The sequence below is a fragment of the Shewanella sp. Isolate13 genome (assembly GCF_022398325.1).
GTDB lineage: Bacteria > Pseudomonadota > Gammaproteobacteria > Enterobacterales > Shewanellaceae > Shewanella.
In genome coordinates, this window is record NZ_JAKEVD010000046.1 from 1 (window position 1) to 22467 (window position 22467).

The 22467-nt window shown below is 48.4% G+C and carries 28 protein-coding genes and 1 rRNA gene; 5 read left to right on the top strand and 24 right to left on the bottom strand.

All coding sequences use genetic code 11. The features are described 5' to 3' along the window. The first annotated feature begins 131 nt into the window (after nt 1-131). A 5S ribosomal RNA gene (gene rrf, locus L1D44_RS19600) occupies nt 132-247 on the top strand. 480 nt (nt 248-727) lie between these two features. Here the strand turns inward: rrf and L1D44_RS19605 are convergent. The 11 genes from L1D44_RS19605 to L1D44_RS19655 form a co-directional block, all read right to left on the bottom strand. Next, nucleotides 728-1012, bottom strand: a complete 285-nt coding sequence (locus L1D44_RS19605) for a hypothetical protein (RefSeq protein ID WP_239892958.1) — start codon at nt 1010-1012, stop codon at nt 728-730. Nucleotides 1013-1057: 45 nt separating this feature from the next. Next, nucleotides 1058-1498: a hypothetical protein gene (locus L1D44_RS19610; RefSeq protein WP_239892959.1), complete on the bottom strand. Its 441-nt coding sequence runs from the start codon at nt 1496-1498 to the stop codon at nt 1058-1060. Beyond that, nucleotides 1483-2496 (bottom strand): flagellar motor protein MotB, encoded by a 1014-nt coding sequence (locus L1D44_RS19615; protein WP_239892960.1) that lies wholly within the window; start codon nt 2494-2496, stop codon nt 1483-1485. Before L1D44_RS19615 ends, L1D44_RS19610 begins: the two co-directional genes overlap by 16 nt. Next, nucleotides 2496-3353 (bottom strand): flagellar motor stator protein MotA, encoded by an 858-nt coding sequence (gene motA / locus L1D44_RS19620; protein ID WP_239892961.1) that lies wholly within the window; start codon nt 3351-3353, stop codon nt 2496-2498. Before motA ends, L1D44_RS19615 begins: the two co-directional genes overlap by 1 nt. A gap of 14 nt (nt 3354-3367) precedes the next feature. Then, the gene (locus tag L1D44_RS19625; protein ID WP_239892962.1) at nt 3368-4090 is read right to left on the bottom strand and encodes an RNA polymerase sigma factor FliA; all 723 of its coding nucleotides are present in this window, start codon (nt 4088-4090) and stop codon (nt 3368-3370) included. An 11-nt stretch (nt 4091-4101) separates the two neighbouring features. Beyond that, nucleotides 4102-4557, bottom strand: a complete 456-nt coding sequence (locus L1D44_RS19630; RefSeq protein WP_239892963.1) for a flagellar basal body-associated FliL family protein — start codon at nt 4555-4557, stop codon at nt 4102-4104. 14 nt (nt 4558-4571) lie between these two features. Next, nucleotides 4572-5705 (bottom strand): flagellar hook-length control protein FliK, encoded by a 1134-nt coding sequence (locus tag L1D44_RS19635; RefSeq protein WP_239892964.1) that lies wholly within the window; start codon nt 5703-5705, stop codon nt 4572-4574. After that, the gene (locus L1D44_RS19640; RefSeq protein ID WP_239892965.1) at nt 5698-6024 is read right to left on the bottom strand and encodes a hypothetical protein; all 327 of its coding nucleotides are present in this window, start codon (nt 6022-6024) and stop codon (nt 5698-5700) included. Before L1D44_RS19640 ends, L1D44_RS19635 begins: the two co-directional genes overlap by 8 nt. Next, nucleotides 5993-6373, bottom strand: coding sequence for a flagellar export chaperone FliS (gene fliS, locus L1D44_RS19645; protein WP_202723481.1), 381 nt, complete (start codon nt 6371-6373; stop codon nt 5993-5995). The genes L1D44_RS19640 and fliS overlap by 32 nt, the downstream gene beginning before the upstream one ends. Before the next feature lie 15 nt (nt 6374-6388). After that, nucleotides 6389-7771 (bottom strand): flagellar filament capping protein FliD, encoded by a 1383-nt coding sequence (fliD, locus tag L1D44_RS19650; RefSeq protein ID WP_239892966.1) that lies wholly within the window; start codon nt 7769-7771, stop codon nt 6389-6391. A gap of 290 nt (nt 7772-8061) precedes the next feature. Beyond that, nucleotides 8062-8871, bottom strand: coding sequence for a flagellin (locus tag L1D44_RS19655; protein ID WP_239892967.1), 810 nt, complete (start codon nt 8869-8871; stop codon nt 8062-8064). A gap of 248 nt (nt 8872-9119) precedes the next feature. On the opposite strand from L1D44_RS19655, the gene fliB reads away from it, so the two are divergent. Continuing rightward, a complete protein-coding gene (gene fliB, locus L1D44_RS19660; RefSeq protein WP_239892968.1) occupies nt 9120-10295 on the top strand; it encodes a flagellin lysine-N-methylase in 1176 nt (391 codons plus the stop codon). 63 nt (nt 10296-10358) lie between these two features. Here the strand turns inward: fliB and L1D44_RS19665 are convergent, their stop codons facing one another. The 12 genes from L1D44_RS19665 to L1D44_RS19720 all read right to left on the bottom strand — a co-directional run bounded on the left by L1D44_RS19665 (nt 10359) and on the right by L1D44_RS19720 (nt 20349). Continuing rightward, the gene (locus tag L1D44_RS19665) at nt 10359-11393 is read right to left on the bottom strand and encodes a hypothetical protein (RefSeq protein WP_239892969.1); all 1035 of its coding nucleotides are present in this window, start codon (nt 11391-11393) and stop codon (nt 10359-10361) included. A 35-nt stretch (nt 11394-11428) separates the two neighbouring features. Then, on the bottom strand, nt 11429-12346 hold the full coding sequence (gene flgL / locus L1D44_RS19670) for a flagellar hook-associated protein FlgL (protein WP_239892970.1): 918 nt from the start codon (nt 12344-12346) through the stop codon (nt 11429-11431). 10 nt (nt 12347-12356) lie between these two features. After that, nucleotides 12357-13730 carry a flagellar hook-associated protein FlgK gene (gene flgK, locus L1D44_RS19675; protein WP_239892971.1) on the bottom strand — a complete coding sequence of 458 codons (1374 nt, stop codon included), beginning with the start codon at nt 13728-13730 and terminating at the stop codon, nt 12357-12359. Between the two features lie 61 nt (nt 13731-13791). After that, nucleotides 13792-14205, bottom strand: coding sequence for a rod-binding protein (locus L1D44_RS19680; RefSeq protein ID WP_239892972.1), 414 nt, complete (start codon nt 14203-14205; stop codon nt 13792-13794). Beyond that, nucleotides 14205-15335, bottom strand: a complete 1131-nt coding sequence (locus L1D44_RS19685; RefSeq protein ID WP_239892973.1) for a flagellar basal body P-ring protein FlgI — start codon at nt 15333-15335, stop codon at nt 14205-14207. The genes L1D44_RS19680 and L1D44_RS19685 overlap by 1 nt, the downstream gene beginning before the upstream one ends. Before the next feature lie 37 nt (nt 15336-15372). Further along, nucleotides 15373-16047, bottom strand: a complete 675-nt coding sequence (gene flgH, locus L1D44_RS19690; protein ID WP_220769468.1) for a flagellar basal body L-ring protein FlgH — start codon at nt 16045-16047, stop codon at nt 15373-15375. Between the two features lie 65 nt (nt 16048-16112). Continuing rightward, complete coding sequence (gene flgG, locus L1D44_RS19695; RefSeq protein WP_202723491.1) at nt 16113-16898, bottom strand: flagellar basal-body rod protein FlgG; 786 nt, start codon at nt 16896-16898, stop codon at nt 16113-16115. Between the two features lie 38 nt (nt 16899-16936). Continuing rightward, entirely contained in the window at nt 16937-17671 is a 735-nt protein-coding gene (locus L1D44_RS19700) for a flagellar basal body rod protein FlgF (protein WP_220769466.1), read from the bottom strand. Between the two features lie 9 nt (nt 17672-17680). Then, nucleotides 17681-18889, bottom strand: a complete 1209-nt coding sequence (flgE, locus tag L1D44_RS19705) for a flagellar hook protein FlgE (protein WP_239892974.1) — start codon at nt 18887-18889, stop codon at nt 17681-17683. 22 nt (nt 18890-18911) lie between these two features. Continuing rightward, on the bottom strand, nt 18912-19574 hold the full coding sequence (locus L1D44_RS19710; RefSeq protein ID WP_239892975.1) for a flagellar hook capping FlgD N-terminal domain-containing protein: 663 nt from the start codon (nt 19572-19574) through the stop codon (nt 18912-18914). Continuing rightward, nucleotides 19574-19993 (bottom strand): flagellar basal body rod protein FlgC, encoded by a 420-nt coding sequence (gene flgC, locus L1D44_RS19715; protein WP_220769463.1) that lies wholly within the window; start codon nt 19991-19993, stop codon nt 19574-19576. Before flgC ends, L1D44_RS19710 begins: the two co-directional genes overlap by 1 nt. Before the next feature lie 5 nt (nt 19994-19998). Beyond that, nucleotides 19999-20349, bottom strand: a complete 351-nt coding sequence (locus L1D44_RS19720) for a flagellar basal body rod protein FlgB (protein ID WP_202723496.1) — start codon at nt 20347-20349, stop codon at nt 19999-20001. A gap of 187 nt (nt 20350-20536) precedes the next feature. Here L1D44_RS19720 and flgA point away from each other — a divergent pair, with 187 nt between their 5' ends. From flgA to L1D44_RS19735, 3 genes are all read left to right on the top strand, one after another. Beyond that, nucleotides 20537-21181: a flagellar basal body P-ring formation chaperone FlgA gene (flgA, locus tag L1D44_RS19725; protein WP_239892976.1), complete on the top strand. Its 645-nt coding sequence runs from the start codon at nt 20537-20539 to the stop codon at nt 21179-21181. Nucleotides 21182-21277: 96 nt separating this feature from the next. Beyond that, nucleotides 21278-21565 carry a flagellar biosynthesis anti-sigma factor FlgM gene (flgM, locus tag L1D44_RS19730; RefSeq protein ID WP_220769461.1) on the top strand — a complete coding sequence of 96 codons (288 nt, stop codon included), beginning with the start codon at nt 21278-21280 and terminating at the stop codon, nt 21563-21565. Beyond that, a complete protein-coding gene (locus L1D44_RS19735; protein WP_239892977.1) occupies nt 21558-22007 on the top strand; it encodes a flagellar protein FlgN in 450 nt (149 codons plus the stop codon). Before flgM ends, L1D44_RS19735 begins: the two co-directional genes overlap by 8 nt. Here the strand turns inward: L1D44_RS19735 and L1D44_RS19740 are convergent. Continuing rightward, entirely contained in the window at nt 22004-22426 is a 423-nt protein-coding gene (locus L1D44_RS19740; RefSeq protein ID WP_239892978.1) for a hypothetical protein, read from the bottom strand. The genes L1D44_RS19735 and L1D44_RS19740 overlap by 4 nt on opposite strands. Nucleotides 22427-22467: the final 41 nt, after the last annotated feature.

The window sequence follows — 22467 nt, forward strand, 5'->3', positions numbered from 1 at the left end:
ATACAACCCTGATGGGTTTTGTATGAGAGACTAATGTTTCTAACAAAATTAGAATGAAGCACTTAATGTAGTGTGAACCCAATTTTTAAGACTTGCATCGCGAGTCCAGCTTTTCAAATTTACCAAATTTGTCTGGAAACCATAGAGCTGTGGTCCCACCTGAATCCATTCCGAACTCAGAAGTGAAACACAGTATCGCCGATGGTAGTGTGGGGTCTCCCCATGTGAGAGTAGGTCATTTCCAGGCGCCAAATAACGATAAAGCCCGTTGCTAATGCAACGGGCTTTTTTCGTATATGTGCTGACCAAAATTGTTCCAGACAATTTAAGGCACTTCCTATATCCATATAGGTCGCGCGAAAAGAACGACTCCCTACGTCGGTCGATAAATGCTCCTTCAATATCGACACTTCCGCCATCTGATGTTTAGGACTAACAAATGCCTTGGTGACATGGATGTCATTGAAAGGCCATGGCGGTCGCCCGCCGCTGAGCGGGCTCTCCAGCTTCGTAACAAGTTACTCCGCGTTCACTTTTTACTTAAAGCAGAGGGGCTGAATACTGCGTATTCAAAGCGCCTCACTTTCACCCCCATGTGTTCGCTTCGCGAACTATCAGGGCTGGCATTTCCTCGTGCGTCTTTTTATATGTATATAAGGAGTAAAAAAGAGGGTTTTGTATGGCGCCCGTTATATTACTAACGGGCTTGAGGGGGGAGAAGCTATGCCTAGAAGAAAAAGAAGTAGGCGATAAGAACAAATGACAGTAAGGCGCCTATGATGACTGGATAGATCTGATATCCGTCCTCAGCTCTGCGTGCGCGTCTAAAGCACAGATTAACTAGAATTAAGTTAAATACAGCGACCATTACAGAAGTAATTGCTCCATGCTGAAATGACATATTTTTGATCTCGATAATAAGGTAGATCAAAGCAATCCAGTCAAATATTATTAGGTATAGAAAGAGCTTTTGTAAGGCATCGGGTCCTTTTCGCTCATATGAAGCAGGCATTGTGATCTCCTTGTTTGTCACTGAATACCTAGATTGTATAAACCACTAAACCTGTGGTAACCGACTCATATTGTAGACTTTATTGGTGATATAGCTTATCTGTCTTTCGTCTTGTTTAATCCATCTTGCGCCGATAAAGTTAAGTCTGTGATTAATTTTCGCGACGCGCATAACCTGAATCTGAAAGTACTCTTCATCTAAACATATAAAGATGGTCTGTTTGGGTTGTAAGTTACAACGGCTAATTAGTCCTACTCCACCCAAACCTATATCTTTTATGTTGGCGATGCCGATGGTTTTACTCATCAAACAGTATTTTTTTACTAGTGAGACGGTTACACCATCGCAGGCAAAACGAATATCTTGATGGTTGCTTTCCCTAAGACTGAACCTTGTATGTTGCCGACCTTCTTCCTGCTCTTTTTGAGTTGTTGGCTGTTTATCAGCAGGGATAAACTCGCCCTGGACAATTACTGAGTCGTCCATTGTTCTGGGTATCTCGCTCGTGGTTGGTTTGCCTCGGCAACTTGCTTTGCTTGTTGTAGCTCTTTAGCCGGGGCTGGTTGTTCAGGCGGTAGCCCCATCATTTGGCGTAATTGCTCTTGCGCTTCTGATGTCATGACCAATACTTCTATGCGTCTGTTTGCCGCTGCAGCTGGGTCGTTGACGATATAAGGGACTTGGTCGGCCATGCCTGTAACTTGAATAACTTGGCTGCGTCTAAGCCCACCATATTCGAGTACTCTTCTTGCGAGCAGGGCGCGTTTGCTCGATAGTTCCCAGTTGGTGAAGGCCTTACCTGCGTATTGGCTCGAGTCGGTATGCCCTGAGATGGTGATCTTATTTTCGACTTTACTCAGAAGTGGCCCAAGAGCCATTAACAGATCTTCGAAGTAAGGCTTCATCTCTGAACTTCCTCGAGTGAACATAAATTGATGTATGTTATCGTGCATCAAGATCCGCACGCCTTGGGGAACGACTTGTAGCTCTACGTTAGCCCCCATACTGACGTCTGTAATGACCTTATCGATTTCTCTTGCTAGAAATTCTAGTTGCGCCTGGGTTTCAAACTTTCCAGGTACCAAAGAGTTTAACTCAGGTCCTTTGCCCGCCTTGGCATTTTCATCACCATTCGGAATACGGTTATGCATCGCTGGACCACTGCGATCCACGCCAGTGGATGTCGCTGGTAATACCGCTTGTTGAACTCCGATACTGGCCTCAAAGTCTACCATTGAGGGCGCGCTACTGAGATCAAATGGATTGATAGAGCCGGTGGCATACAGATCGCCTCTGAGGTATTGCACTATCATGGCACGTTCTTGCTGATCTGCTATCTGCATGATCCAGAGCACCATAAATAGCGCCATCATGGCTAAGGTGAAGTCGGCGAATGCAACCTTCCAAGCGCCACCATGGGCGGCCTTGGCCTTGGAGCGCTTCTTGCGGCGAATGATGATGGCTTGATCGGGTCTGGCTGCCATTAGCTTTTCTGCTCCACCATCCAACGCTCAAGTTCGATAAATGTTGGACGATTTTCACTCTGGATCTGTTTGCGACCGGCATCGATGGCAAGCATTGGCGGTTTACCTTTTGCAAAGGCTGTTAACATTGCGGCGACGCAGCGCATCTGCGCAGACTTTCGCTCAACTAAGTGCTCGAGCGCCTTAGACAGCGGATCGAATAGGCAGTAACAGGCGAAGATACCGATAAACGTGCCGACTAAGGCGGCGGCCACTTTTACCCCAATCATGGTGATAGGGCCATCAATGTTCGACATGGTAATGATGATCCCCATGACTGCGGCAAGAATACCGAAGCCTGGCATAGCTTCGGCAACTTTGTTCAGTGCGTGCGAGGGACGCATTCTATCTTCATCGATACGGTGGATCTCCTCCTCTAGCATATGCTCTAAGTCGTGAGCGGAAATCTTGCCGATAGATTGCAATCTTAGGTTATCTATGAGGAAGTTAAGCACATTCGGGTGCTCTAATACCGCAGGATACATGAGGAAAAGAGAGCTTTCTCTAGGCTTCTCGATATGGTCGTCTAGCACTCGCAACCCTTGAGACTGGATCTGTGCCATTAACATGCCCATCAAGCCAAAGAGCTGTGGGTAGAGTTCAGGATCTTCTTGTTCGACTTTAACCAGCTCTCTGAGCTGTTCATACATCTCAATTAGTACTGGCTTAGGGTTAGCGATAATAAGTGCCCCTACGCCCGCACCAAAAATGATTAGGATTTCGGCAGGCTGCCAGAGGGAGATCAATGCTCCTCCTGCCCACACGTATCCACCAAATACCGACAAGAGAATTATCACTAGCCCTAACAGTTTGCTCATACTACATCACCTGCTTACCGTTCCCATTGTTGATAGATATTCTGAAGCTGTTTAACTGCTTGTTTATGCAGTTGGCAAATACGAGTTTCAGTTAACCCCAAGGTTGCGGCAATTTCTTTTAAATTGAGTTCATGTTGATAGTAAAGCGACAGGATCAGCTGTTCTCTTTTGTTTAATTTTGAAATAGCTTGAAATAAACACTCTTTTGCTGAAAATTGCTCCAACACGTCATTCTTATCGACAAAATGACCGCCTTCGCTTATGAGTTCATCTAGGCTGCGCATTGACTCAGACTGGGAGGCGAATAGTCGCTCTCGATACTCGCCCTCGCTCAAGCCCATCGCCTCCGCGACCTCTTTATCTGTGGGTTCTCTCTCTAACAGTCGAGTTAGCTGTCTGACGGTATCATTTAGTTCGTGGGCTTGCTGCCTGACGGGACGAGGCCGCCAATCTTGACGGCGTAGCTCATCAAGAATGGCGCCACGAATACGCTGGCCAGCGAATGAAATAAAGCCATTATCGTATTCACCGGGGTAGCGTCTTGCTGCTTCGAGTAGCGCCATCATGCCTATCTGCTCCATGTCTTCAATCGCGAGGACTGAACCACAGTGGCTTCTAAGTTGCGATACTGAGCGCTTTACTAGAGGCAGATATTGCACCATCACCTGACTTTCGGACTGACGGTTCATCGCGCTATCTTCAGAAACTTCTTGGTAGGCAGATTGTGCTGCATTCATAGCATAGGCCTTTATTGAATAACCATACGAGTAAACAGCACATCATCCAATTCGATAGCAAAATCATTCTCGGCTAATACCGTAGAGAGTATGCCGTGAGCTTCTTTTTGCAGGGATTCGAATTGCTGCGCGTTATTGAGCTCATTGAAGTGCTTATGGGAGAACATCTTCATTAGTGAGTTTTTAATTACAGGATCGGCCTGTTTAATGGTGCTTTCGACATTCTGAGAACGGCTTTTGAATGCCAGTTCTAATAGAAGGTAATGGGGGTATTCGTCACCGGGTATGGAGATGACAAATTTGTCGAGAGGGTAAAATTGAGCTGATTTGACTTCGGCTTCTTTAGCTTCGAAGGGGCCACCGATCAGGCTTGGCGATTGCCAACCCACCCAGAAAATCGCTGCTGTCCAGCTGATGATAAGCAGGGCCGTAGTGATCCGTTTGCTGTTATTTTTAGTTGATGACATGAATAGCTCCTAAATTATGCGAGTAGATCGACCTGATCTTGTTGGGGAATATCAGCATTGACCGATGGTTCATGGTGAGTCGCCGCTGCAATTGCCGATTGAGAGCTGCCTTGATGCTGTTTTTGTTGTGACTCGCCTTGGCTGATGTCGACATCAATTTGGCCACCATGATCCATTGCTAATTCGGCTCGCAATCTATCTAGGCCCATCAATAATGCATCCCGAACCGATGGGTTCGCTGCATGCATCTGGATATGCAGGCGATCGCCGTCTAGGCGCACATTGAGTTCAATCTTTCCAAGTTCCGGTGGGTCGAGCCTTAGCTCTGCTTGTTTTATCTGCTGGTCGATCTGAAATCTAAGTTGCTCCCTTAGCGGCGACAGCATCTCATGGCTCTGTTGTGGTAATGGTGCCGACTGTGAAACGGAAACTGGTCCCCACTGAGCAACATTGCTTTGAGTGCGTGAACTGCTTGCTAAAATTTGGTTTACCGAATCGATGGCACTGCTGGTACCACTTTCAGCCAGGTTTGTAGAGAGAGTGGGTGAAAATGGACTGTTTACGCCTTGAAAGGGGTTAAAACCAGCAAGGCTATCAGGCTTGATTGCACCAGACACTAATGGAAGGCTGCTGGTCGTGGCTGTGCTACCGAGCTCTGTCCCGAGCGAAGAGGTCATGGCTAGTGGTAAGCTCTGCGCTCGAGTATCTAGAGTTTGTACTTGAGTCGTAGCAGCCGGTGTAGCCAATTGAGTTTGGTTTAAAGACTGCTGGCTAAATGATAGAAATAGCGGATTTTGGCTTCGCCCCTCTGCGGTTTGGTAAGCCGTGGCTGCAAGCTGAGGCTCGAGCGCTAATTGGGAGTTGCTATGGCGAGCCAGTTGCAGTGTTGTTGCAAATGGCTGACTCTCCCCTCTCGTTGAGAAAGCCGCCACTGTGTGTGGTAGCGACTCTGGGGAGGCTTGATGTGGTGTTACCAATGAAAAAGGAGCCAGCGCCTGAGCGTATTGCTCAAACGAGTCATGTTCCGCTAAGCCACAGTCAATGCAGTTTGCTGACTCTTGGCTGCTTGCTTGTTTTATTGGGCTCGATGTTGCTGAGTTTGTTGTCGCCGAAGTGACTAATGTACTTGGCAATACTGGGCTAGTCATTATCTACTCCGCCACTGACACAGGTTAGTTGATAAGCGGCTAGGCCATCTTGTTGCTGTTTAAACTGACTCATCTCTTGCTTAAGTTGGTCTTTAGCTTGGTGTAACTGTTGCAACGCTTGCTGATGAGTACGGGCTAAAGATTGGCGCGCAAGCAACTGCGAGCGGGAGTTTGGTTTTCCCGCTCTTTTAAGGGCATCAGTCATTTTTTGGTTTACTAAGACCAATTTGTCCCAGTTTTGAGCTTGGCCATGAAATCGCAGCGCTTTTTCAAACTGCTGCCACTGCTCAATTGAGATTTGCCCAGCCGGCTCTGACATCGGTAATTACCTTAGTGATGGGTTCTAGGGCGGCAACGCTATTTTCAACGCTTGCGGTTACCAGTTGTCGACTGCAATAGTCATAGAGGCGGTTAAGGCCAGCGGCGACTTCGCCGCCATTTTCAATATCGAGCATGGAGTCGAGTCCGTGGACGATATTGAGGCACTTATTGATACTCTGGCCTTTATCTTCATAGCTGCGGCGCTGCATAAAACCTGCAGCGCGTTGGATCTCCTCTAATAGGCCATCAAGCAGCATGCGCACCATCTCATGAGGGTTTGCTGCTGCGGCTCTCGCGTCTAGAGAGGTTTGCTTATAAGCATTAAAGGGATCGTGCTCGTTCAACATTTTTTGGTTGTTTCCTTAATAAAACAGTGCGCTAGCTGAGTTTAATTGGCTGATGGTTGCTTCCATTGCGGTAAATTGAGCCAGGTAAATTTGATACCTCTGTTCCATCTGCCTGTCGTGATTTTCCATGCTGGTTTCGACTCGTTCGATCTGCTTCTCTAGGTTCTCTTGTTTAAGATCCATAGAGCCTTGGAATTTCGTGAAAGGGTCGATGAGGGTATCAAGCCTGTCGATATAGCTACCTTCATCGGTAAACATGGCTTGTATCGCGTCAGGGTCATCTTTGAGAGCTTTAGTCAGCTTATCTTGGTCAATAGAGAGTTTGCCGTCTCGGCCCATCTCAACGCCGATATCCGATAGGCGCATGCCGTTTGGTGCTGTATCGAAGATGGCATCACGCATCCCCTGTTGCAGCATTCTAATGCTCGAGTCGCCTTTGAGTACGCCTAGTTGATCTTCGGTGATAGAGGAGTTGAAGTCGTCATCTTCATCATCTTTATCTTCATCGCCGTCATCTTTATCGTCATTTTCGTTATTGATATTGTCTAACTCTTCGCTGCCCATAGAGCGAGTTAGCTTATTGATTTCGTCCATCAGGTTATTGAAGATATCGACGAAGTCTTCAACTGCCTGTTCGCTGGAATCGGTATCTGATGTGATCCTGATGCTGCTGCTTTCACCTGCTGCATGGACTTTGTTGAGTTCGATAGAGACGCCATCGATTACATTGGCTAGGTTGTTACTGCTACTGGTGATATCTATGCCATTGAGATTAACCTTGGCATCTTGTGCTGCGCGTCGCTCTGTCATACCCCAATCGGCACCATTCATGCTAACGCTAATCTTGTTTTCTGCACCCGTGGCGGTAGAGGAAAGCATTAGCTCAACTTGACCGCCGGTTCGCACAAGAGAAGCTTGTACGCCAGGGTTATCTGAATGCTCGTTGATCATGCCGGTGAGATCTTTGACTGTGGCGGTCCCATCAGGGTTTAGTACAGACATATCAAGGCTAATGGTGTCAGCTGGATCTGAGCCAAGTTGGATCTCTATAACGCCGCTGGCGGGTAGCAGGCTGTCTTCACTGCCGAAGCTCTTAGTTAATTGGTGCGCCTGGGCTAGTTGCTCAATATGTAGGTCGTAGTTACCTGTAGGTGCACCGCTCTCGACCATGATAGAGGCATTATCATCACTGATTGAGGAGGTTTTGCTTTCGAAGGCATCGCCATTAATCTTTTCAAGATTGCTGGTCATCTTATCTAGGCTACGTTCAAGGATCTTATAGGCATCGAGTTGTGCCTCATATTTGGTCATATTGCTTTCAAATATCTGATCTTTACCCATACGTTCTGCGACGATAAGTTGTTCGGCGAATGAGGCGCCACCCATACCTGAAATCATTTGATCCTCCAATCTTTGTTATGCAAGTGGCAATCTTCATGCCAAAAGTTAAGTAACTGTTTTACGGTGTTTTAGCTTGTCTGAGGATGTGCGACGGGTAAATTGATTTTCCGTTAGTCACAGGGGAAGGGAAGTGTTGCTTCCGCTTTAGGCCTGGGCGCTATGTTCGCTACAACCACGTAATAAGTAAGGCGACCTCAAGCTAGGGCCACTGAAGTATTGAGGGGAATTTGTTGCCAAAAAAAGGGCCCGAAGGCCCTTGATAGAGAGTTGGGAGAATGGGGGGAAGATTAGCCCAATAGACCCATAACCAAACCAGTGTTTTGGTTTGAAGAAGACAGGATGTTAGTCCCCGCTTGAACTAGTAGCTGGTTCTTAGTCATAGCAGCTGTTTCTACTGCGAAATCGGTATCCATGATACGACCTGCTGCAGCTTTAGTGTTCTCGGTAACGTTAGTTAGGTTAGATGCTGTGTGGCCTAAACGGTTGATGCTAGCACCTAGGTTAGAACGCTCTGCACCAACGGCATCGATAATAGCGTTTACGTTGTCGATTTCACCTACAGCAGCTGCTTGGTCAGTTAGTTCACCAACGAATAGTGCTTTAACGTCAGCAACTTTTGTCGTTACTGTTAGTTTTTCAGCTGAAGATGCGCCGATCTGGAAGTCAACTGCACCATCTAATTCGGTGAATAGCTTGTTACCACTGTATTCAGTGCTATCGATGATACGGATAGCTTCAGCGTTAAGTGCTTTATATTCAGCGTCTAGAGCCGCGATATCTTCAGCCGAGTTCACACCGTTAGCTGCTTGAGTTGCTAGTTCTTTTTGGCGAGTCGCGATGTTGTTTAGTTCGTCTAATGCACCATCGGCAGTTTGTAGCATAGAAGTCGCGTCAGATACGTTACGGCCAGCAGTTTCCATACCTGTTACGTTAGCGTTTAGGCGAGTCGCAATCTGTAGACCTGCAGCATCGTCAGATGCACTGTTGATACGAAGACCTGTAGATAGACGCTCCATAGCATTGCTAAGTAGGTCGTTATTTTTAGTCACAGCATTTTGAGCGATGTTAGACGCGTTGTTAGTCATTACAGATAACATAGGATATTCCTTTGAGTTTTTAACAGATTGTTTGGTTTCTATAACCTTAAAACGACACGCGAATTGAAAACTGAAAGCTATGGCCGATTTTATTTATCGACGTGAATTTAAGTTTTTGAATTTAAAGGTGTAAATATTTAGTTTTTCATGGGCAAATAGTAAAAAAGACTTTAGCTAATCGCTGTTTGGGTCGCTTTCTATAGACATATCTAGGCTTAGCCAAAACTTGATTACAAAAGAGAGCGAGAATGAAACATTCACTCATTAGACCCAGTTTCGTCACTAACTTCAGCTGTATTGGTGGTGAATGTGAGGACAGCTGTTGCTATGGCTGGAGTATTCATATTGATAAGCAAAGCTATAAGAAAACCTTAGCGCATAGCGAGCTTAAGATTTTGGCTAAAACTGCGCTAAAGAAGGTCAAAAAGAGTGAGCAAATATGGGCGCAGGCTGTATTGAATGAAGAGGGAGCCTGTGGCTTTTTAGATGCAAATAACTTGTGCCAGATCCATGCAAAGGCTGGAGAGGCTCTGCTAAGCAATACTTGCAAGACTTACCCTAGAATGGCGCATATCAGAGGGGGGGATCGTTATGACAGCCTATCCTTATCTTGCCCTGAAGCGGCGAGAAATATTCTGCTAAGACCCGATGCATTTCGCGTTGAACGCACGACACTCACCCACCATCGCACCTTCAAACCAACACCGATTTGGGCGCAGAAGGCTTATGACTACTCTATTCAGCTACTACTTAAGCCTGAACAACCATTAGAGCATGGTCTTACCGCTATTGGTATTTTGATGAAAACGACCGAGCGGGTGGTTAACGGCGAACTTGAAAGCAGTGCCATCGACAATATGTTTCAACAGTTAATAATTTTAAGCGATAACGGCCAGCTAAAGCAGCATTTTGAGGGCTTTAATCAAGATACAGATGCACACCAAATGCATGCGTTTACCTCAATTCAATTATGGCTAAATACTAATAAAATCAGGCGAGGACGGAGTCGGTTTGAGCTAATTAATCAGGCTATTCTATCCATGGCGGATGATGACAAAAGCATTAGTATGAGCAAGATTAATCAGGCTTGGAAGGAGGTTGCTGTACCAGCTTTGGCTGACCAGCAAGCGCTATTTAGCCGTTATTTGCTTTATTACTTCTATCATATGAACTTCCCCCTAGTCGATAAACTCACACCATCGCAGGCCTTTAGAGTGATGCTGTTGGATTTCTTTATGCTGCGCTGCTATTTGGCCGTGATAGCCGCTAAAAATGAGGGTTTATCTGAGCATGACATCATCATGTGTTTTCAGGTATATCACACCAATCGGCAGCATAAGGCAAACTATAGCCAGTATGCTATCAACCTCTTGGATGAAGCTAAATTTGATGACTTAGCCTCAATACTCACCCTGCTATCGTAACGGTATAGATGTCACTATTGGGTTTGTGGGGCCATATATTTCTGGCCCCAAACCACTCGATTCTTAAGAGAGTAGAGCCGATACCTGTGGGCGACTCAGATTTGCCTGCGCCATTAACGAGGTTACTTGCAGACTAAAAGGAGAGGACTGCATTAAGCTGGCCACTTGAGTCAGAGTCGACTCCAGCTCTAATACAGTGTCTTTGCGCTGGTTGGCTCTGTGTAATTGCTGTTGAAGTTGCTGTTTACCGTTACTTAATTCTTGTAATTGTGATTCGACCTTGTGGCGTGTCTTGGCTATTTTGGCCATGGTCTGCTTGAGATCCGTTGGGCTATTGAAGCGCCACTCTCTGGGATCTTGCCAATTTAGCTCTTCGCTGACCTTGATGGTTCTGACATCTCCAGCGGGTAAGCGCTGACCTTGTCCGGTCATCAATAATCCTGCTTGCAGTTGTTGCCATTGCTGCTTACTGCTCTTGAAGATGATTCGGCCTTCATTGCTGCGAAGCACCTGCATATCCAGCGGCTTAAGTGCGCTGTTAAGTGTGCTTACCAGCTCTGCAGGTTGTGCATTTGCGGGTAATAGCACTCTTACTGACTCACTACCTAGCTGCATATTGATCAGTTCGTCGCGTGGTTTTACCGCGGCCAAATCTACCGACTTTAAGCTGAAACTGTACTTGGCGGCGGGTCTTTGGCTAGAGATTAGGTTGAGCTGGTGGTCGACTAGAGGCTTACCTTGATAGCTGACCTCCAGTTGCGCCAGTTTTTGCTGGATCTGCAGACTGCGATGCATCTGCTCACGATCTAAGTTAGAAGAGCCTAGGCTAGATGACAGTGATTGCTGGCTTTGGCCTTGCAACTGCTTAAGTAGGCTTTGAACCTGCAGTAAACCCTGCTCTGCCACTTGGGATGCACTGATCTTGTGTTGTCCCTGCGTGACCTTAGCCCAGCGATTATAGCTCTCTAATCTATGGCTTGGAATGCTAGCAACATTGGCCTTAGTTTGTTCTTTTGGCGGTTGCTGTATACCTGCGCTTGGCGCAACCGTCTGGCTGCGCTGCTGAACATTGAGTGAGTCTGAAATCCCGTTGAGCATTAACTTCTCTTAAGCTGATTAGATCAAGGTTGAACTTATATGTGGTTGAACAGGGATAGCTGTGACACCTGCACAAACGTCTGTTGAGTCACTTTAAGGGTGGTTAGTTTTAAGTTGTACTCGGCAGTGGCCTGAGCATAGTCTAAACCCTCAGTTTCACCTATCACTTCTTTGTTAAAAAGCACACGCTCCTCATGGGAAGCCTGCACCAAGCTTAAGGTGTTTTGTTTACCACCTATGTCGGTGATCGCCGAGCTAATACTGGTCAGGGTGTCATCTAAACTGGCTTGCATGTCATCGGCAGCTTGGCTAAATACGGGATCACCCGGAGCCAGTGTTGGGTCTTCGAGCACCGCAATAAAGTCTTTCGTTTGATTGAGAATATCAGTACTACCGTTTGAGAAGATAAAGTCTGCTGCGGTACTGTTAGCCGTCATCCAAGATGAACCAGAGGTCTGTACTTCGCGGGTGTTGGTATCGCCTTGGTAGACATAGTTGCCATCGGCATCTTTGCCAATGGGCGGGGTGTCGGTTTTGTTACCTGAAAAAAGGTAGTTGCCTGATTCGTCTTTAGCGTTGAGGGTATCGGCAAATGCCTCTAGTAGTTCGTTCATCTCGGCTGCATAAGCCGCTCTGTCTTCAGGTGATAAGCTGCCATTATTGGCCGATACGGTAATTTCACGCATACGACCTTGCAGCTCGACCATGCTCGACATATAGGTTTCTGAGCGGCTAAAGCTGGTACTCAATGATTCGGTATTTTTTATATATTGGTTGGTAGCGGCCATGTCACGTTCATTACCAATGACCCTTACCGAGCCGATAGGATCGTCCGATGGGCGCAGTATTGACGTGCCCGTAGACATCATTTCATTGAGTCTGGCGATATCGGCAGTGGAGTTCTGCAGACTCTGTAAATTATTGCTGTAGAGATTAAGCATACTTACACGCATGAAGAGCTCCTTAAATGCTGTTTAGGATTGTTTGAAATAGCTGATCTGCAGTCGAGATAACCTTGGCATTTGCCTGATAAGACTGCTGGTAGATGATGAGGTTGACCCCCTCTTCATCCATGTTGACACCGCTGGTGCTCGCCCACTGTTTTTGGGCCTCTAGTTGGAGATTTTCGGCTGTAGTTTTCGACATTTGAGCCTGACGAGAGGCCGAACCGAGTTCACCAATCTTACTGGCGAATGCATCACCCATGGTGGCGTCGACTCCCATAGAGCCAAAGGTGAAGCTCTTGTTGGCGATATCGACCAGCTCTACCAAGTTGCTGTTGTCGCCCGGGGTGCCATCTTTACCAAACGCCAGCATGTCGGCGTTAAATCCAGAGGTCAGTTTTAGGCTACCAGCAGGGTTAGTCGGATCATAGGTAAATAGATCTTGAGTCGGTGTATTGCCATTTAAGTCGGTGCCGCCAGCCAGTACAGCATTGAACTCATCGGCCATGGTCATGGCGAGCTCATCGATGAATGCCATCGAATCCACTAAGCTGTTGTCGCGGTAGTCGATCAGCGCACCTAAACTGCCGCCTGCACTTTCATCTAGGGGAAAGCTCGATTGGCCGAACTGAATACTGAGCTGGCTAAATTTAGGGTTGGCTGGGTCGGGGGTAACTTGGACCTTAGATGCAGTCGTGCCCGATAGCAGAGGTTGTCCCTGTGCTAAAGAGATGTTGATCATACCCGAAGAGTCTTCGACGACATTGACGTCGATAATCTCTGATAGATCATCGATAGCGGCGTCTCGTGCATCGAGTAGCGCTAAAGGTACATTGCCATTGGCGTTAGCTTTTTGAATATCGGCATTAAAGCTGGCGATGGTTTCTAGTTGGCTGTTGATCTCTTTTGCCGAGGCATTAATTTGGCCTTCAACTTGGGTCACCTGCGAGTTTAGCCCTTCGCTGATTGAGTTAAAGCGTTGGGTCAGCGCCTTGGCTTCGTTGAGCACGCCTTGGCGATGGGCAATCTCGTTAGGTTGCTCCATGGCCGAGTTTAGTGAGGCAAACAGCAGATCCAGTCCAGCCGAGATACTGTTCCCTTCAGAACCAAAAATCTGCTCGACCTGGCCAAAATAGCTAGACTGGGTCTTAGCAAACCCGAGATTGCTGGTGGTATTCCATAGCTGAGCGACTTCGTATTGATCCGATATACGGCGCACGCCGTCGACCATCACGCCAGAGCCACTGCCGTAGATGCCATTTCCCACAGAGCTAAGCATCACTTGTTGACGAGAATATCCCGGCACCATGGCGTTGGTGACGTTATTGGAAGTGGCGGTCAGGGCTGCCATGCTGGCGTTAAGCCCTGACATACCTATGTTGAGCATGCTCATCTTGAATCCTTATCTCTAGCGTTTTAAATGACGGCGAAGACTAATCAGCACCGCAGCCTATTTAGGTTTGCGGCTTGGTAATAAAAGGCAATATCAAGGCTGGTTGCATCGCAACGGTATTGGTATTGCCATTAGTTTGATTATTAGAGGCGACCGTCTCCGGCTCAGACTTAAGCCCTGCCGATAATTGTTTGGTCATCACCTCGGCAAGCCCAGTGCTTTGCATCTGGCTTAGGCGTCCAGCAAGCTCGGCATCGTGCCAGTCGCGGTACATGCCATCGTTTTGCGATGACAGTGGGCTGTCTTTATCTGCCATCACATCGGAGGCGCTGCGCATCTGTTTTAAAACGGTTTGCAGAAACTGAGCTTCAAACTGTTGGCTCACAAGTTTAAGTGCACCTTGCTCGCCGTTGGATTTAATCAGCTCACCCGCATCGAGTTGATTAAGGTAGCTGTGGTTATTGTCGAGTTTCATTAGATCACCACCAATTCAGCTTCAAGGGCTCCGGCTTCGTTTAGGGCTTGCAAGATGGCCATCAGATCCATCGGTGATGCGCCTAGACTGTTAACGGCACGGACTATGTCATTGAGGGCGATACCTTCGGGCCAGACAAACATATGGCCGTCGCCCTCATTGATATCGACCTGACTGTCGGTGGTCACAACAGTTTCACCTTGTGCTTGCCCCAGATAGGCACCATTAGGTTGGCTAACAAACTCTTGCTCAACGATGGTCACCGTGAGGTTGCCGTGACTGACAGCGGCTTTACGTACCACGACATCGCCGCCCATCACAACGGTACCGGTGCGACTGTTGAACACTACTCGTGGAGATTTGCGCCCTTGCTCAATTTGCAGCTCTTCGAGCATAGACATGAAGGTAACGCGTTCGCGATTAGAACTTGGCGCACGAACAATCACCTTGGCGCTGCTGTCTGCTTGTGCGACATCGGGGCCGAACAGCTCGTTGACCGCGCGTTCGATATTGCGGGCAGTCTTAAAGCTTGGGTCGATAAGATTCAGTACTATGTGATCGTTTTCATTAAAGTTACTGTGCATCGGTGCTTCTAACAGCGCACCATTAGGAATGTTACCCACGGTCGGCACGTTTATGGTGACCGAGGTGCCGTTACGGCCTTGAGCCGATACTCCACCAACCACCAAGTTACCTTGGGCAACGGCATAGATCTCGCCATCGACGGCACGCATGGGGGTCATCAATAGGGTACCGCCACGCAGACTTTTAGCATCACCGAGTGATGACACGGTAATGTCTAAAGTCTGTCCTGGGCTCGCCAGTGGTGGCACGGTAGCGTGGACCGCAACCGCTGCGACGTTCTTCAGTTTAGGATCTGTCTTATCATCGATTTGCACCCCAAACTGCTTTAGCATGTTGACGATCGACTGGCTGGTAAAGCGCACTTGAGTGCGGTCACCCGTGCCATCTAGACCGACAACTAAGCCGTAACCTACCAGTTGGTTATCACGGATCCCTTGTACATCGACAATATCCATCAGATAGCGATGCTGAGGCTGCGCCTGAACGGATAGTAGAGGCGATAGCCCTAACAACAGACTGACCATAAAGATGGCTATTTTTTTCATTCACACAATCCTGACTTTTGAATACTCAAACTGATGCTCACAGCGGGAACCAAGGGCTATTGAAGTAGCGGGCGGCCCAGCCCATGCGGTTGCTATCTGAGATGGCACCTTGGCCACCGTAGATTATCCGTGCATCGGCGATACGCTGCGACGAGATGGTGTTGTCATTGCCAATATCATCGGCGCGGATCAGGCCCAGCAGGCGAAGGTACTCATCACCTTGGTTTAGGCGTAACCATTTTTCACCGCGGATCAGCAAAGCGCCATTGGGCAAAACCTTAGCCACGGTCACTGTGATCGAGCCTGACAGTTGGTTCTGTTGGGTGCTGGAGCCAGTGCCGTTAAAGGAGCGCCCCATATTGGCCTCTCCGCTACCGCTGATGCTGTTACTGCCTGTGGTACCTTGGCCATCAATCGACATACCGCTGACCTTGTTGGTCTTGGTATCGGCACGTTTACTCGAATAGGTTTTCTCATCCAGTGCTACCGTGAGAATGTCGCCTTCACGAAATGCGCGCTTATCTTTAAATAGGGTGAGCATAAAGCCTGGACGATAGACACTGCCGTTCTCGGCTGTCGGTAGGCTGTAGTCAATTTCTGGTGGCGCCCACTCAGGCTTACCTGGTGCCGTGTCTGGTTCAGGTATATGTGCGACACAGCCAGACAGTAGTAAGGTTAAACCTATGCCAAAGCCAATCCAAAGTGATTGCATGCTGGAGCCCTTTTCGCGTTTTGTTGGTTGATAAGCCATGGTGGAGCCAGTTGATAAAGCGCTGCTTACAGCGCTTGGTTTAGGAACTTAAGCATGTCGTCAGAAGCCGATACGACCTTGGCGTTCATCTCGTAAGCGCGCTGAGTCGAGATCATCTCGACCATCTCCTCAACCACGTTGACGTTGGCGCCTTCAAGTGCGCCTTGACGTATTTGCCCCAAAGCCTGATCTCCTGCGATGCCTTCTACTGCAGCGCCCGATGCGCCTGTTTCACGGTAGAGGTTATTACCGCGCGCCTCGAGTCCGGCTGGGTTGGTAAAGTTCACTAGGGTGATTTGGCCTAACTCTTGAGCGTCCGCCTGACCAGCCATCTGCGCCGACACGATACCATCGGTCGCGATGGTGACATTGAGCGCCTCTTCAGGGATCTCAATGTTCGGCACCAGTGGTAAACCTTGTGAGGTCACCATTAGGCCTTCGCTATTGCGGTAGAACTGTCCATCACGGGAGTAGCTTAGCTCGCCATTGGCCTCTTCAATTTGGAAAAAGCCTTGTCCCTCAATCGCCATGTCCAACTGTTGGTTAGTGGTAAGCATGTCGCCAGGAGTAAACACCTTTTGAGTGCCGACGACACGGGTACCCGTACCAAGTTGTAGCCCCGATGGCAGCTCATTTTGCTCGTCTACTTGGCCGCCAGGTTGGCGCTGCACTTGATAAAACAGGTCGTTAAAGGCGACACGGTCGCGCTTAAAACCTGTGGTATTAACGTTTGCCAAGTTGTTGGCAATGGTGGTCATCTTAGTATCTTGGGCGGTTAAGCCGGTCTTGCTGACCCATAAAGCTGATTGCATCTGTGTTTCCTTTAAAGTCTAGGCTTTAAAAAATTAGTCTAAGCGTCACGTAACAGGCGGTTGCCTGCTTCGGCGAGTTTTTCGGCGCTCTTCATCAGTTTGACCTGCACCTCAAACTGACGACTTAAATCCATGGCGGCGATTAGCTCGCCTACGGCTTGTACGTTGCTGGCCTCAAGGAAGCCGCTGCTCACGGTTACTTGCTCACTGGCGGGCAGCGGCTGACGGTCTGCGGGATAGAGCAAACCGTCTAAGCCTTTACTTAGGGTATTGATATCTGGGTTAACCAGCTTGAGTTGGCCAACCTCTTCGATAATGCCGCCTTCATCGGCGATGATGCTGAGTCTGCCGTCATCACCAACGAACAGTTCGCGATATTCTGGCAGTACGATCGGACCATCGATACCAGCAACAGGGCGACCATCTAAGGTCAGCTGACCATCGGCATCAGGCTGTATCGCGCCTGAGCGGGTATAGCCTTCACCGTCAGCTGTCATCACCGCGAACAGACCCGCATCATTGATGGCCAAATCTAAGGTTCTACCCGTTGGGTTCATCGCGCCGGTTTGTTGGCTAAAACCACTGCTTTGAGTCTGAGCCAGCACACGAGTCTGCAAGCTATTGCCGGTCGGGTTAACCACCATGGCGTTGACTCGCTCTAGATCCGCTTTAAAGCCCGTGGTATCGGCGTTGGCTAGGTTGTTGGCGCGGATGGCTTGCGCCTCCATCACCCTCGCAGCACCTTTGGCGGCGGTATATATCATTCTATCCATGAGTCTGGCCTAGATAGCGTTGAGCAAAGCTTGCTGCATGGTCGAGTTGGTATCTAACACCTTGGCATTAGACTGATAGTTACGCTGAGCCGTCATCAAGTTAACCATTTCGGCTGTTTGATCGACGTTTGAGCCTTCAAGGTAACCGCCAGCAATCGAGCCTAAGGTGCCTGTAGTAGGCGTGCCGATAATTGGCTGCCCCGCTGCATTAGTTGCCGCCCAAGCGTTGTTGCTCACAGGCTCTAAACCGTTAGGGTTATTGAAGTCAGCCAGTACCACTTGGCCCTGCAGCTGCTCCTGACCGTTGGTGTAGGTGCCATATAGCATACCGCTGTCATCTAGACGTATACCGTTAAGCTCACCAGAGGTGTAACCGTTCTGGCTTAGGCTCGAGTTGTTATAGTCAGAGGCGTATTGGGTGCTCTTGTCATAGCTTAGGGCAAGGTTCATGTCCGATGCGCCGCCGACAATATTGGGGTCAGTGATATTGAGGGTAAGATCTTGTCCGCCAGTTAGCATGCCGTCAGAGTCGAAGCTGAGCTGGTGGCCGCCTACTGGAGTCACGTCGGTGTCGCCCATCATGTAGTGCACAGACCAAGTGTTGTCGGAGGTCTTAACGTAATACTGAGTAAGGGCGTGTTCTTTACCTAAAGAGTCATAAGCGGTCACAGTGCTCGATGAGTGATAGGTCGAAGCGTCATCTGGATCAAACGGATTAGCTACAGGGTCGATAGTTTCAACTCGAGCATCTAAGTTAGAGACCAGGCCGATTGTTGTTGTTGCTTTAGCGGGCAGGGCACCGGCTTGTACCTGTAGGTCGGTCACATTACCCGTCTGTAAGTTGCCTGCAGCACCAACAGAATACCCTTGCAAACGGTTACCAACAGGATCGGTGATAAAGCCGTTGGCATCTTGATTATACATACCTGCTCTTGCATACATGGTGTTGCCATCTTGGCCCTTTAGCACGAAGAAACCTTCGCCTTGAATGCCCATATCTAGCTGACGACCGGTATAGGTTAAGCTGCCACCGGCAGAGAAGTTTTGGCTGGTGTTCATCACGTTCACACCACCCGCTTGGCCACCGTTATAGATTGCAGAAAACTCACTGCGGCCACTGCGAAATCCTACTGTCGAAGAGTTGGCAATGTTATTACTGATAGTGTTTAGATCTTGTGTGGTTGCTTGTAGGCCACTTAACGCAATATTGAAAGACATGAATTAATCCTTTGCTAACCTGTTATGAAACTTCAGAAATTTCAAGCACTGAAATAGTGCCTAGACCATTACCTAGCTCAGCCATCATCATTCCTGACGCGCTGATAAAATGTATTTTTTCGATTTCAGCTTTGACGAAGGTATCGGCAGTCTCGGTGACTTCGCCCGCCGTGGTGTTAGCCACTATGCTGTAATCTCCCGCTGGCAGTTCCAGCGCTTCAGGGTCGATGGTGAAGCCGGTATCTCCCGCCTCTTGTGGACCCATCTCTAAGGTGTGAACGACATCGCCATTGTCATCGACGATATCGATGCTTAAGTTCTCAACTGAGCTGCTTAGATAAACCTTGCCGTCGATAGGCGTATCTTCGATGCTAAATTCAGAGGCTGGCACCATGGCATCTTTGCCTACTAGCTGCGCCGACTGAACGATGCCAAGGTTCTCCATGATCACCATCTGTGTCGACTGGTTGGCACGCATCTGCTCTAAGCTTTCGACCTGAGAGAATTGGGCTAATTGGCTGACATATTCAGTGCCATCAATCGGGTTTGTGGGATCTTGGTTCTGAATTTGCGCAATCATCAAGGTCATAAATTCGTTCTTGATAGAGGCCGCATCGTTACCTGGGGAGTTAACCACGTTGTTGCCGTTGGTATTATTGCTACTACTAGTACTGGTTACGTTCATTACTTAGCTCCTAACTGCAGTAAACCCTGTTGCATCGAACGTGCACGGTTCATGATCTCAACATTGGTTTCGAATGAGCGGCTGGCCGCCATCATGTCTGCCATCTCCTCAACGGTATTGACGTTGGAGTAGGCGACATAACCCTGTTCGTCGGCGTAGGGATGGTCAGGCTCATAGCGTAGATCTAGCGGTGCATCAGATTGAACTATCGCCGATACTTCAACGTGAGCACCTGCGACTTGCCCCTCTTGAGTCTGTTTGTAGATGGTTGAGAATACGGGCTTTAACGCTCGAAACGCCTCATCTGGATTTTCTGCTGCAGCACCCGCGTTGGCTAAGTTACTGGCAACAGTGTTGAGTCGAATGGTTTGGGCGTTCATGCCCGCGCCGGCAATTTGGTAAATTTCTGCAAATGACATAGGGGTTATTTACCTTCGATAGCAGTGCGTAAACCTGAGATCTTCATGTTGAGGAAGGTCAGGCTGGTTTGATAATCCATGGCGTTTTGTGAGTATCTGGCTTGCTCTTTGCCTAGCTCAACCGTGTTCTGATCTGCCGATGTTTGATAAGGCACACGATAGCTAGCCTGATAGTTACGGTCGGGAGACATGCCTGCATTGATCTGCAACATCACAGATTTGAAGTCGAGATCTCTCGCCTTATAGCCGGGGGTTTCTGCATTGGCTAAGTTACCAGCCAACATCTTGCTGCGTTCGACCCTAAAATCTAATGTGTGCGGATGAATACCTAATGCGGCATCAAGGTTGATAGCCATTACGACTCCTAGTATGGTATGTCCAAATTTAATTGCCGCTTGACTATTCAATTAGTGTGCCAATAATCTTAGTTGAGGTTTTTCAATGCTTTACCTGTTTTTGGGGCGCAAGATCGGAACCTGTGTTTCCTGCTTCCTCATCGCTGTTTCCTGTTTACTTCCGCAGTTGAGTTTGGCGCAGGATTCGATGAAAACGGTGGAGCAGATTGATAGCGCGTTGACGCAATTACTGACTAAGGAATTAGAGCAGTGGCGCCAGCAAGCCGCTTTGTCTCAGCTGGAATCTAAGATAGAGATCAAGGTGCCATCGGGGGCGAAAAGACTAGCGCTTTGCCCCGCCGCGGTAAGCATAGATGCTGGCTCAGGGATCCCATTAGGCAATGTGCAACGCAAGGTGAACTGTAAGCCGCTAGGCTGGAGCCTCTTCGTTCGAGCCAAGGTGGGCGTGAGCGTTAAGATTCCTGTGGCTAACCGAGTACTCAAGCGTGGCGAGCATATCCTAGCTGCAGATCTCGACTGGAAAGTGATAAAACTTGGGGCATCGGATCGAGACTTAGTAACCACACTCGATGAGATAGTTGGTCGCCAAGTGGTGCGCAAGGTACGGCGTTATCAACCGATTAGAGCGGTGCAACTGAGTTCGCCTCAATGGGTGAATATTGGTGACAGGGTCATTATCGAGGCTCGCAGCAATGGCTTCTACGCCAATATGCCGGGAGAAGCCCTCGAAGGTGGCGGTGAGGGTAAAGGGATCCGAGTGAGAAACCTTAGCTCTGGCAAAGTGATCATCGCCTATCCAATCGCTAAGGGGCGGGTGGCAACGCAGTTTTAGTCGCTAATTGATGTTAAATAAATCGCAGCGCTATTTCAGAATGGCCCTAATGGAGTCGCTTTACTTCATATAGTAGGAGAATTTGAGGCAGCCATTATGGAAATAAACAAAATAAACAGCACGATAAATGCTGAAATGGGCACGAGCAAGAGTAAGACGCATAGCGCCGTTCAGCCTTTAGAAACTCCCGTTACTACGGCGATAAAACCTCAACAGGAGGTCAGTGAAGACTGTCGATTGATTGAGTATAGTCAGCAGCGGTTAGAGCAGTTGCCGGACTTTGATCTGGCTAAAGTCGCGGAAATCCGCCAGTCGCTGATCGACGGTAGTTTCGATCTCGATCTCGAGAAGTTAACCGATGCTATGGTGCAACAGCATGGCTGAGCCTGTGAGCAAGCGTGAATTAGTGCAGGGCATAGTGCGCGGGATCCGTCAGGATATTGAGGGCTATAAGCAACTTAAAAGCTTGTTGAAGCGTCAGCGAGAATTGATGCAACGTCGTGACAACGGCGGCCTTAAACACCATAACGAACACCAATCGAGCCTGTGTTACAGCCTGATGCACAAAGCTGGCGAGCGCCGCAGAATGTTGCAGGCGCTCGGTTTTACTGGTGATGCCAGTGGTATGGATGCGTTAATTGCCAGACTTCCGCAATCATCGGCGAGCCAAGTTTCAATTCTCTGGCAAAACTTGCTGTTGTTGGTGAAAGAGAGCCAGCAGGTTAATGAGGCCAACGGTAAGTTGCTGGTGGCACAGCAAGAGGTGATAAATCAGCTGCTTAATCGAGGTGGTGATAGCCATATCGATTATGGCGAATTGCGTTAGGCTCTGCTTGCTGTCGCGTAGCGCGCGGCTAGATCATCTAACTGTTTCTGCTCCTGCTTCTGCTGTAACTGATGTTGCTGCTCTAGTCTTTCTTTATATAACCACTGTATACCTTGCTGACGACCCAACTGTTTATGCCAAAGTTGATGCATTCTCTGCTGCTCCTGTTGTAGCAGCAGTTGTTTGCGGGTCAGTTGCTTTATCATCGGCTCGATGACTTGGATCATCTGCGCGCTATTTTGCAGCATCATTGCCGAGGCGTTGGTGAGGTTTATCTGGGTGTAATCGGTTACCATCTGCCCGAGCTGAAGCTTTTGCTGCTCTATGGTATCGATCTTACTCTGGGCGGCATTACGCTGCTGCCCAAGTTGGCTAAGTTTTTTCTCTTCTTGCTGACATAACCTGAGTAATTGCTTCATCTTGTATTTCCCATCGGGATAATCTAAATCGTGATTTAAGC

Bases quoted from the DNA above. Each gene is read 5' to 3' on its own strand.
- L1D44_RS19605 (WP_239892958.1), bottom strand. From the start codon at position 1,012: ATGCCTGCTTCATATGAGCGAAAAGGACCCGATGCCTTACAAAAGCTC.
- L1D44_RS19610 (WP_239892959.1), bottom strand. From the start codon at position 1,498: ATGGACGACTCAGTAATTGTCCAGGGCGAGTTTATCCCTGCTGATAAA.
- L1D44_RS19615 (WP_239892960.1), bottom strand. From the start codon at position 2,496: ATGGCAGCCAGACCCGATCAAGCCATCATCATTCGCCGCAAGAAGCGC.
- motA (WP_239892961.1), bottom strand. From the start codon at position 3,353: ATGAGCAAACTGTTAGGGCTAGTGATAATTCTCTTGTCGGTATTTGGT.
- L1D44_RS19625 (WP_239892962.1), bottom strand. From the start codon at position 4,090: ATGAATGCAGCACAATCTGCCTACCAAGAAGTTTCTGAAGATAGCGCG.
- L1D44_RS19630 (WP_239892963.1), bottom strand. From the start codon at position 4,557: ATGTCATCAACTAAAAATAACAGCAAACGGATCACTACGGCCCTGCTT.
- L1D44_RS19635 (WP_239892964.1), bottom strand. From the start codon at position 5,705: ATGACTAGCCCAGTATTGCCAAGTACATTAGTCACTTCGGCGACAACA.
- L1D44_RS19640 (WP_239892965.1), bottom strand. From the start codon at position 6,024: ATGTCAGAGCCGGCTGGGCAAATCTCAATTGAGCAGTGGCAGCAGTTT.
- fliS (WP_202723481.1), bottom strand. From the start codon at position 6,373: ATGTTGAACGAGCACGATCCCTTTAATGCTTATAAGCAAACCTCTCTA.
- fliD (WP_239892966.1), bottom strand. From the start codon at position 7,771: ATGATTTCAGGTATGGGTGGCGCCTCATTCGCCGAACAACTTATCGTC.
- L1D44_RS19655 (WP_239892967.1), bottom strand. From the start codon at position 8,871: ATGTTATCTGTAATGACTAACAACGCGTCTAACATCGCTCAAAATGCT.
- fliB (WP_239892968.1), top strand. From the start codon at position 9,120: ATGAAACATTCACTCATTAGACCCAGTTTCGTCACTAACTTCAGCTGT.
- L1D44_RS19665 (WP_239892969.1), bottom strand. From the start codon at position 11,393: ATGCTCAACGGGATTTCAGACTCACTCAATGTTCAGCAGCGCAGCCAG.
- flgL (WP_239892970.1), bottom strand. From the start codon at position 12,346: ATGCGTGTAAGTATGCTTAATCTCTACAGCAATAATTTACAGAGTCTG.
- flgK (WP_239892971.1), bottom strand. From the start codon at position 13,730: ATGAGCATGCTCAACATAGGTATGTCAGGGCTTAACGCCAGCATGGCA.
- L1D44_RS19680 (WP_239892972.1), bottom strand. From the start codon at position 14,205: ATGAAACTCGACAATAACCACAGCTACCTTAATCAACTCGATGCGGGT.
- L1D44_RS19685 (WP_239892973.1), bottom strand. From the start codon at position 15,335: ATGAAAAAAATAGCCATCTTTATGGTCAGTCTGTTGTTAGGGCTATCG.
- flgH (WP_220769468.1), bottom strand. From the start codon at position 16,047: ATGCAATCACTTTGGATTGGCTTTGGCATAGGTTTAACCTTACTACTG.
- flgG (WP_202723491.1), bottom strand. From the start codon at position 16,898: ATGCAATCAGCTTTATGGGTCAGCAAGACCGGCTTAACCGCCCAAGAT.
- L1D44_RS19700 (WP_220769466.1), bottom strand. From the start codon at position 17,671: ATGGATAGAATGATATATACCGCCGCCAAAGGTGCTGCGAGGGTGATG.
- flgE (WP_239892974.1), bottom strand. From the start codon at position 18,889: ATGTCTTTCAATATTGCGTTAAGTGGCCTACAAGCAACCACACAAGAT.
- L1D44_RS19710 (WP_239892975.1), bottom strand. From the start codon at position 19,574: ATGAACGTAACCAGTACTAGTAGTAGCAATAATACCAACGGCAACAAC.
- flgC (WP_220769463.1), bottom strand. From the start codon at position 19,993: ATGTCATTTGCAGAAATTTACCAAATTGCCGGCGCGGGCATGAACGCC.
- L1D44_RS19720 (WP_202723496.1), bottom strand. From the start codon at position 20,349: ATGGCTATCAACCTTGATGCCGCATTAGGTATTCATCCGCACACATTA.
- flgA (WP_239892976.1), top strand. From the start codon at position 20,537: ATGAAAACGGTGGAGCAGATTGATAGCGCGTTGACGCAATTACTGACT.
- flgM (WP_220769461.1), top strand. From the start codon at position 21,278: ATGGAAATAAACAAAATAAACAGCACGATAAATGCTGAAATGGGCACG.
- L1D44_RS19735 (WP_239892977.1), top strand. From the start codon at position 21,558: ATGGCTGAGCCTGTGAGCAAGCGTGAATTAGTGCAGGGCATAGTGCGC.
- L1D44_RS19740 (WP_239892978.1), bottom strand. From the start codon at position 22,426: ATGAAGCAATTACTCAGGTTATGTCAGCAAGAAGAGAAAAAACTTAGC.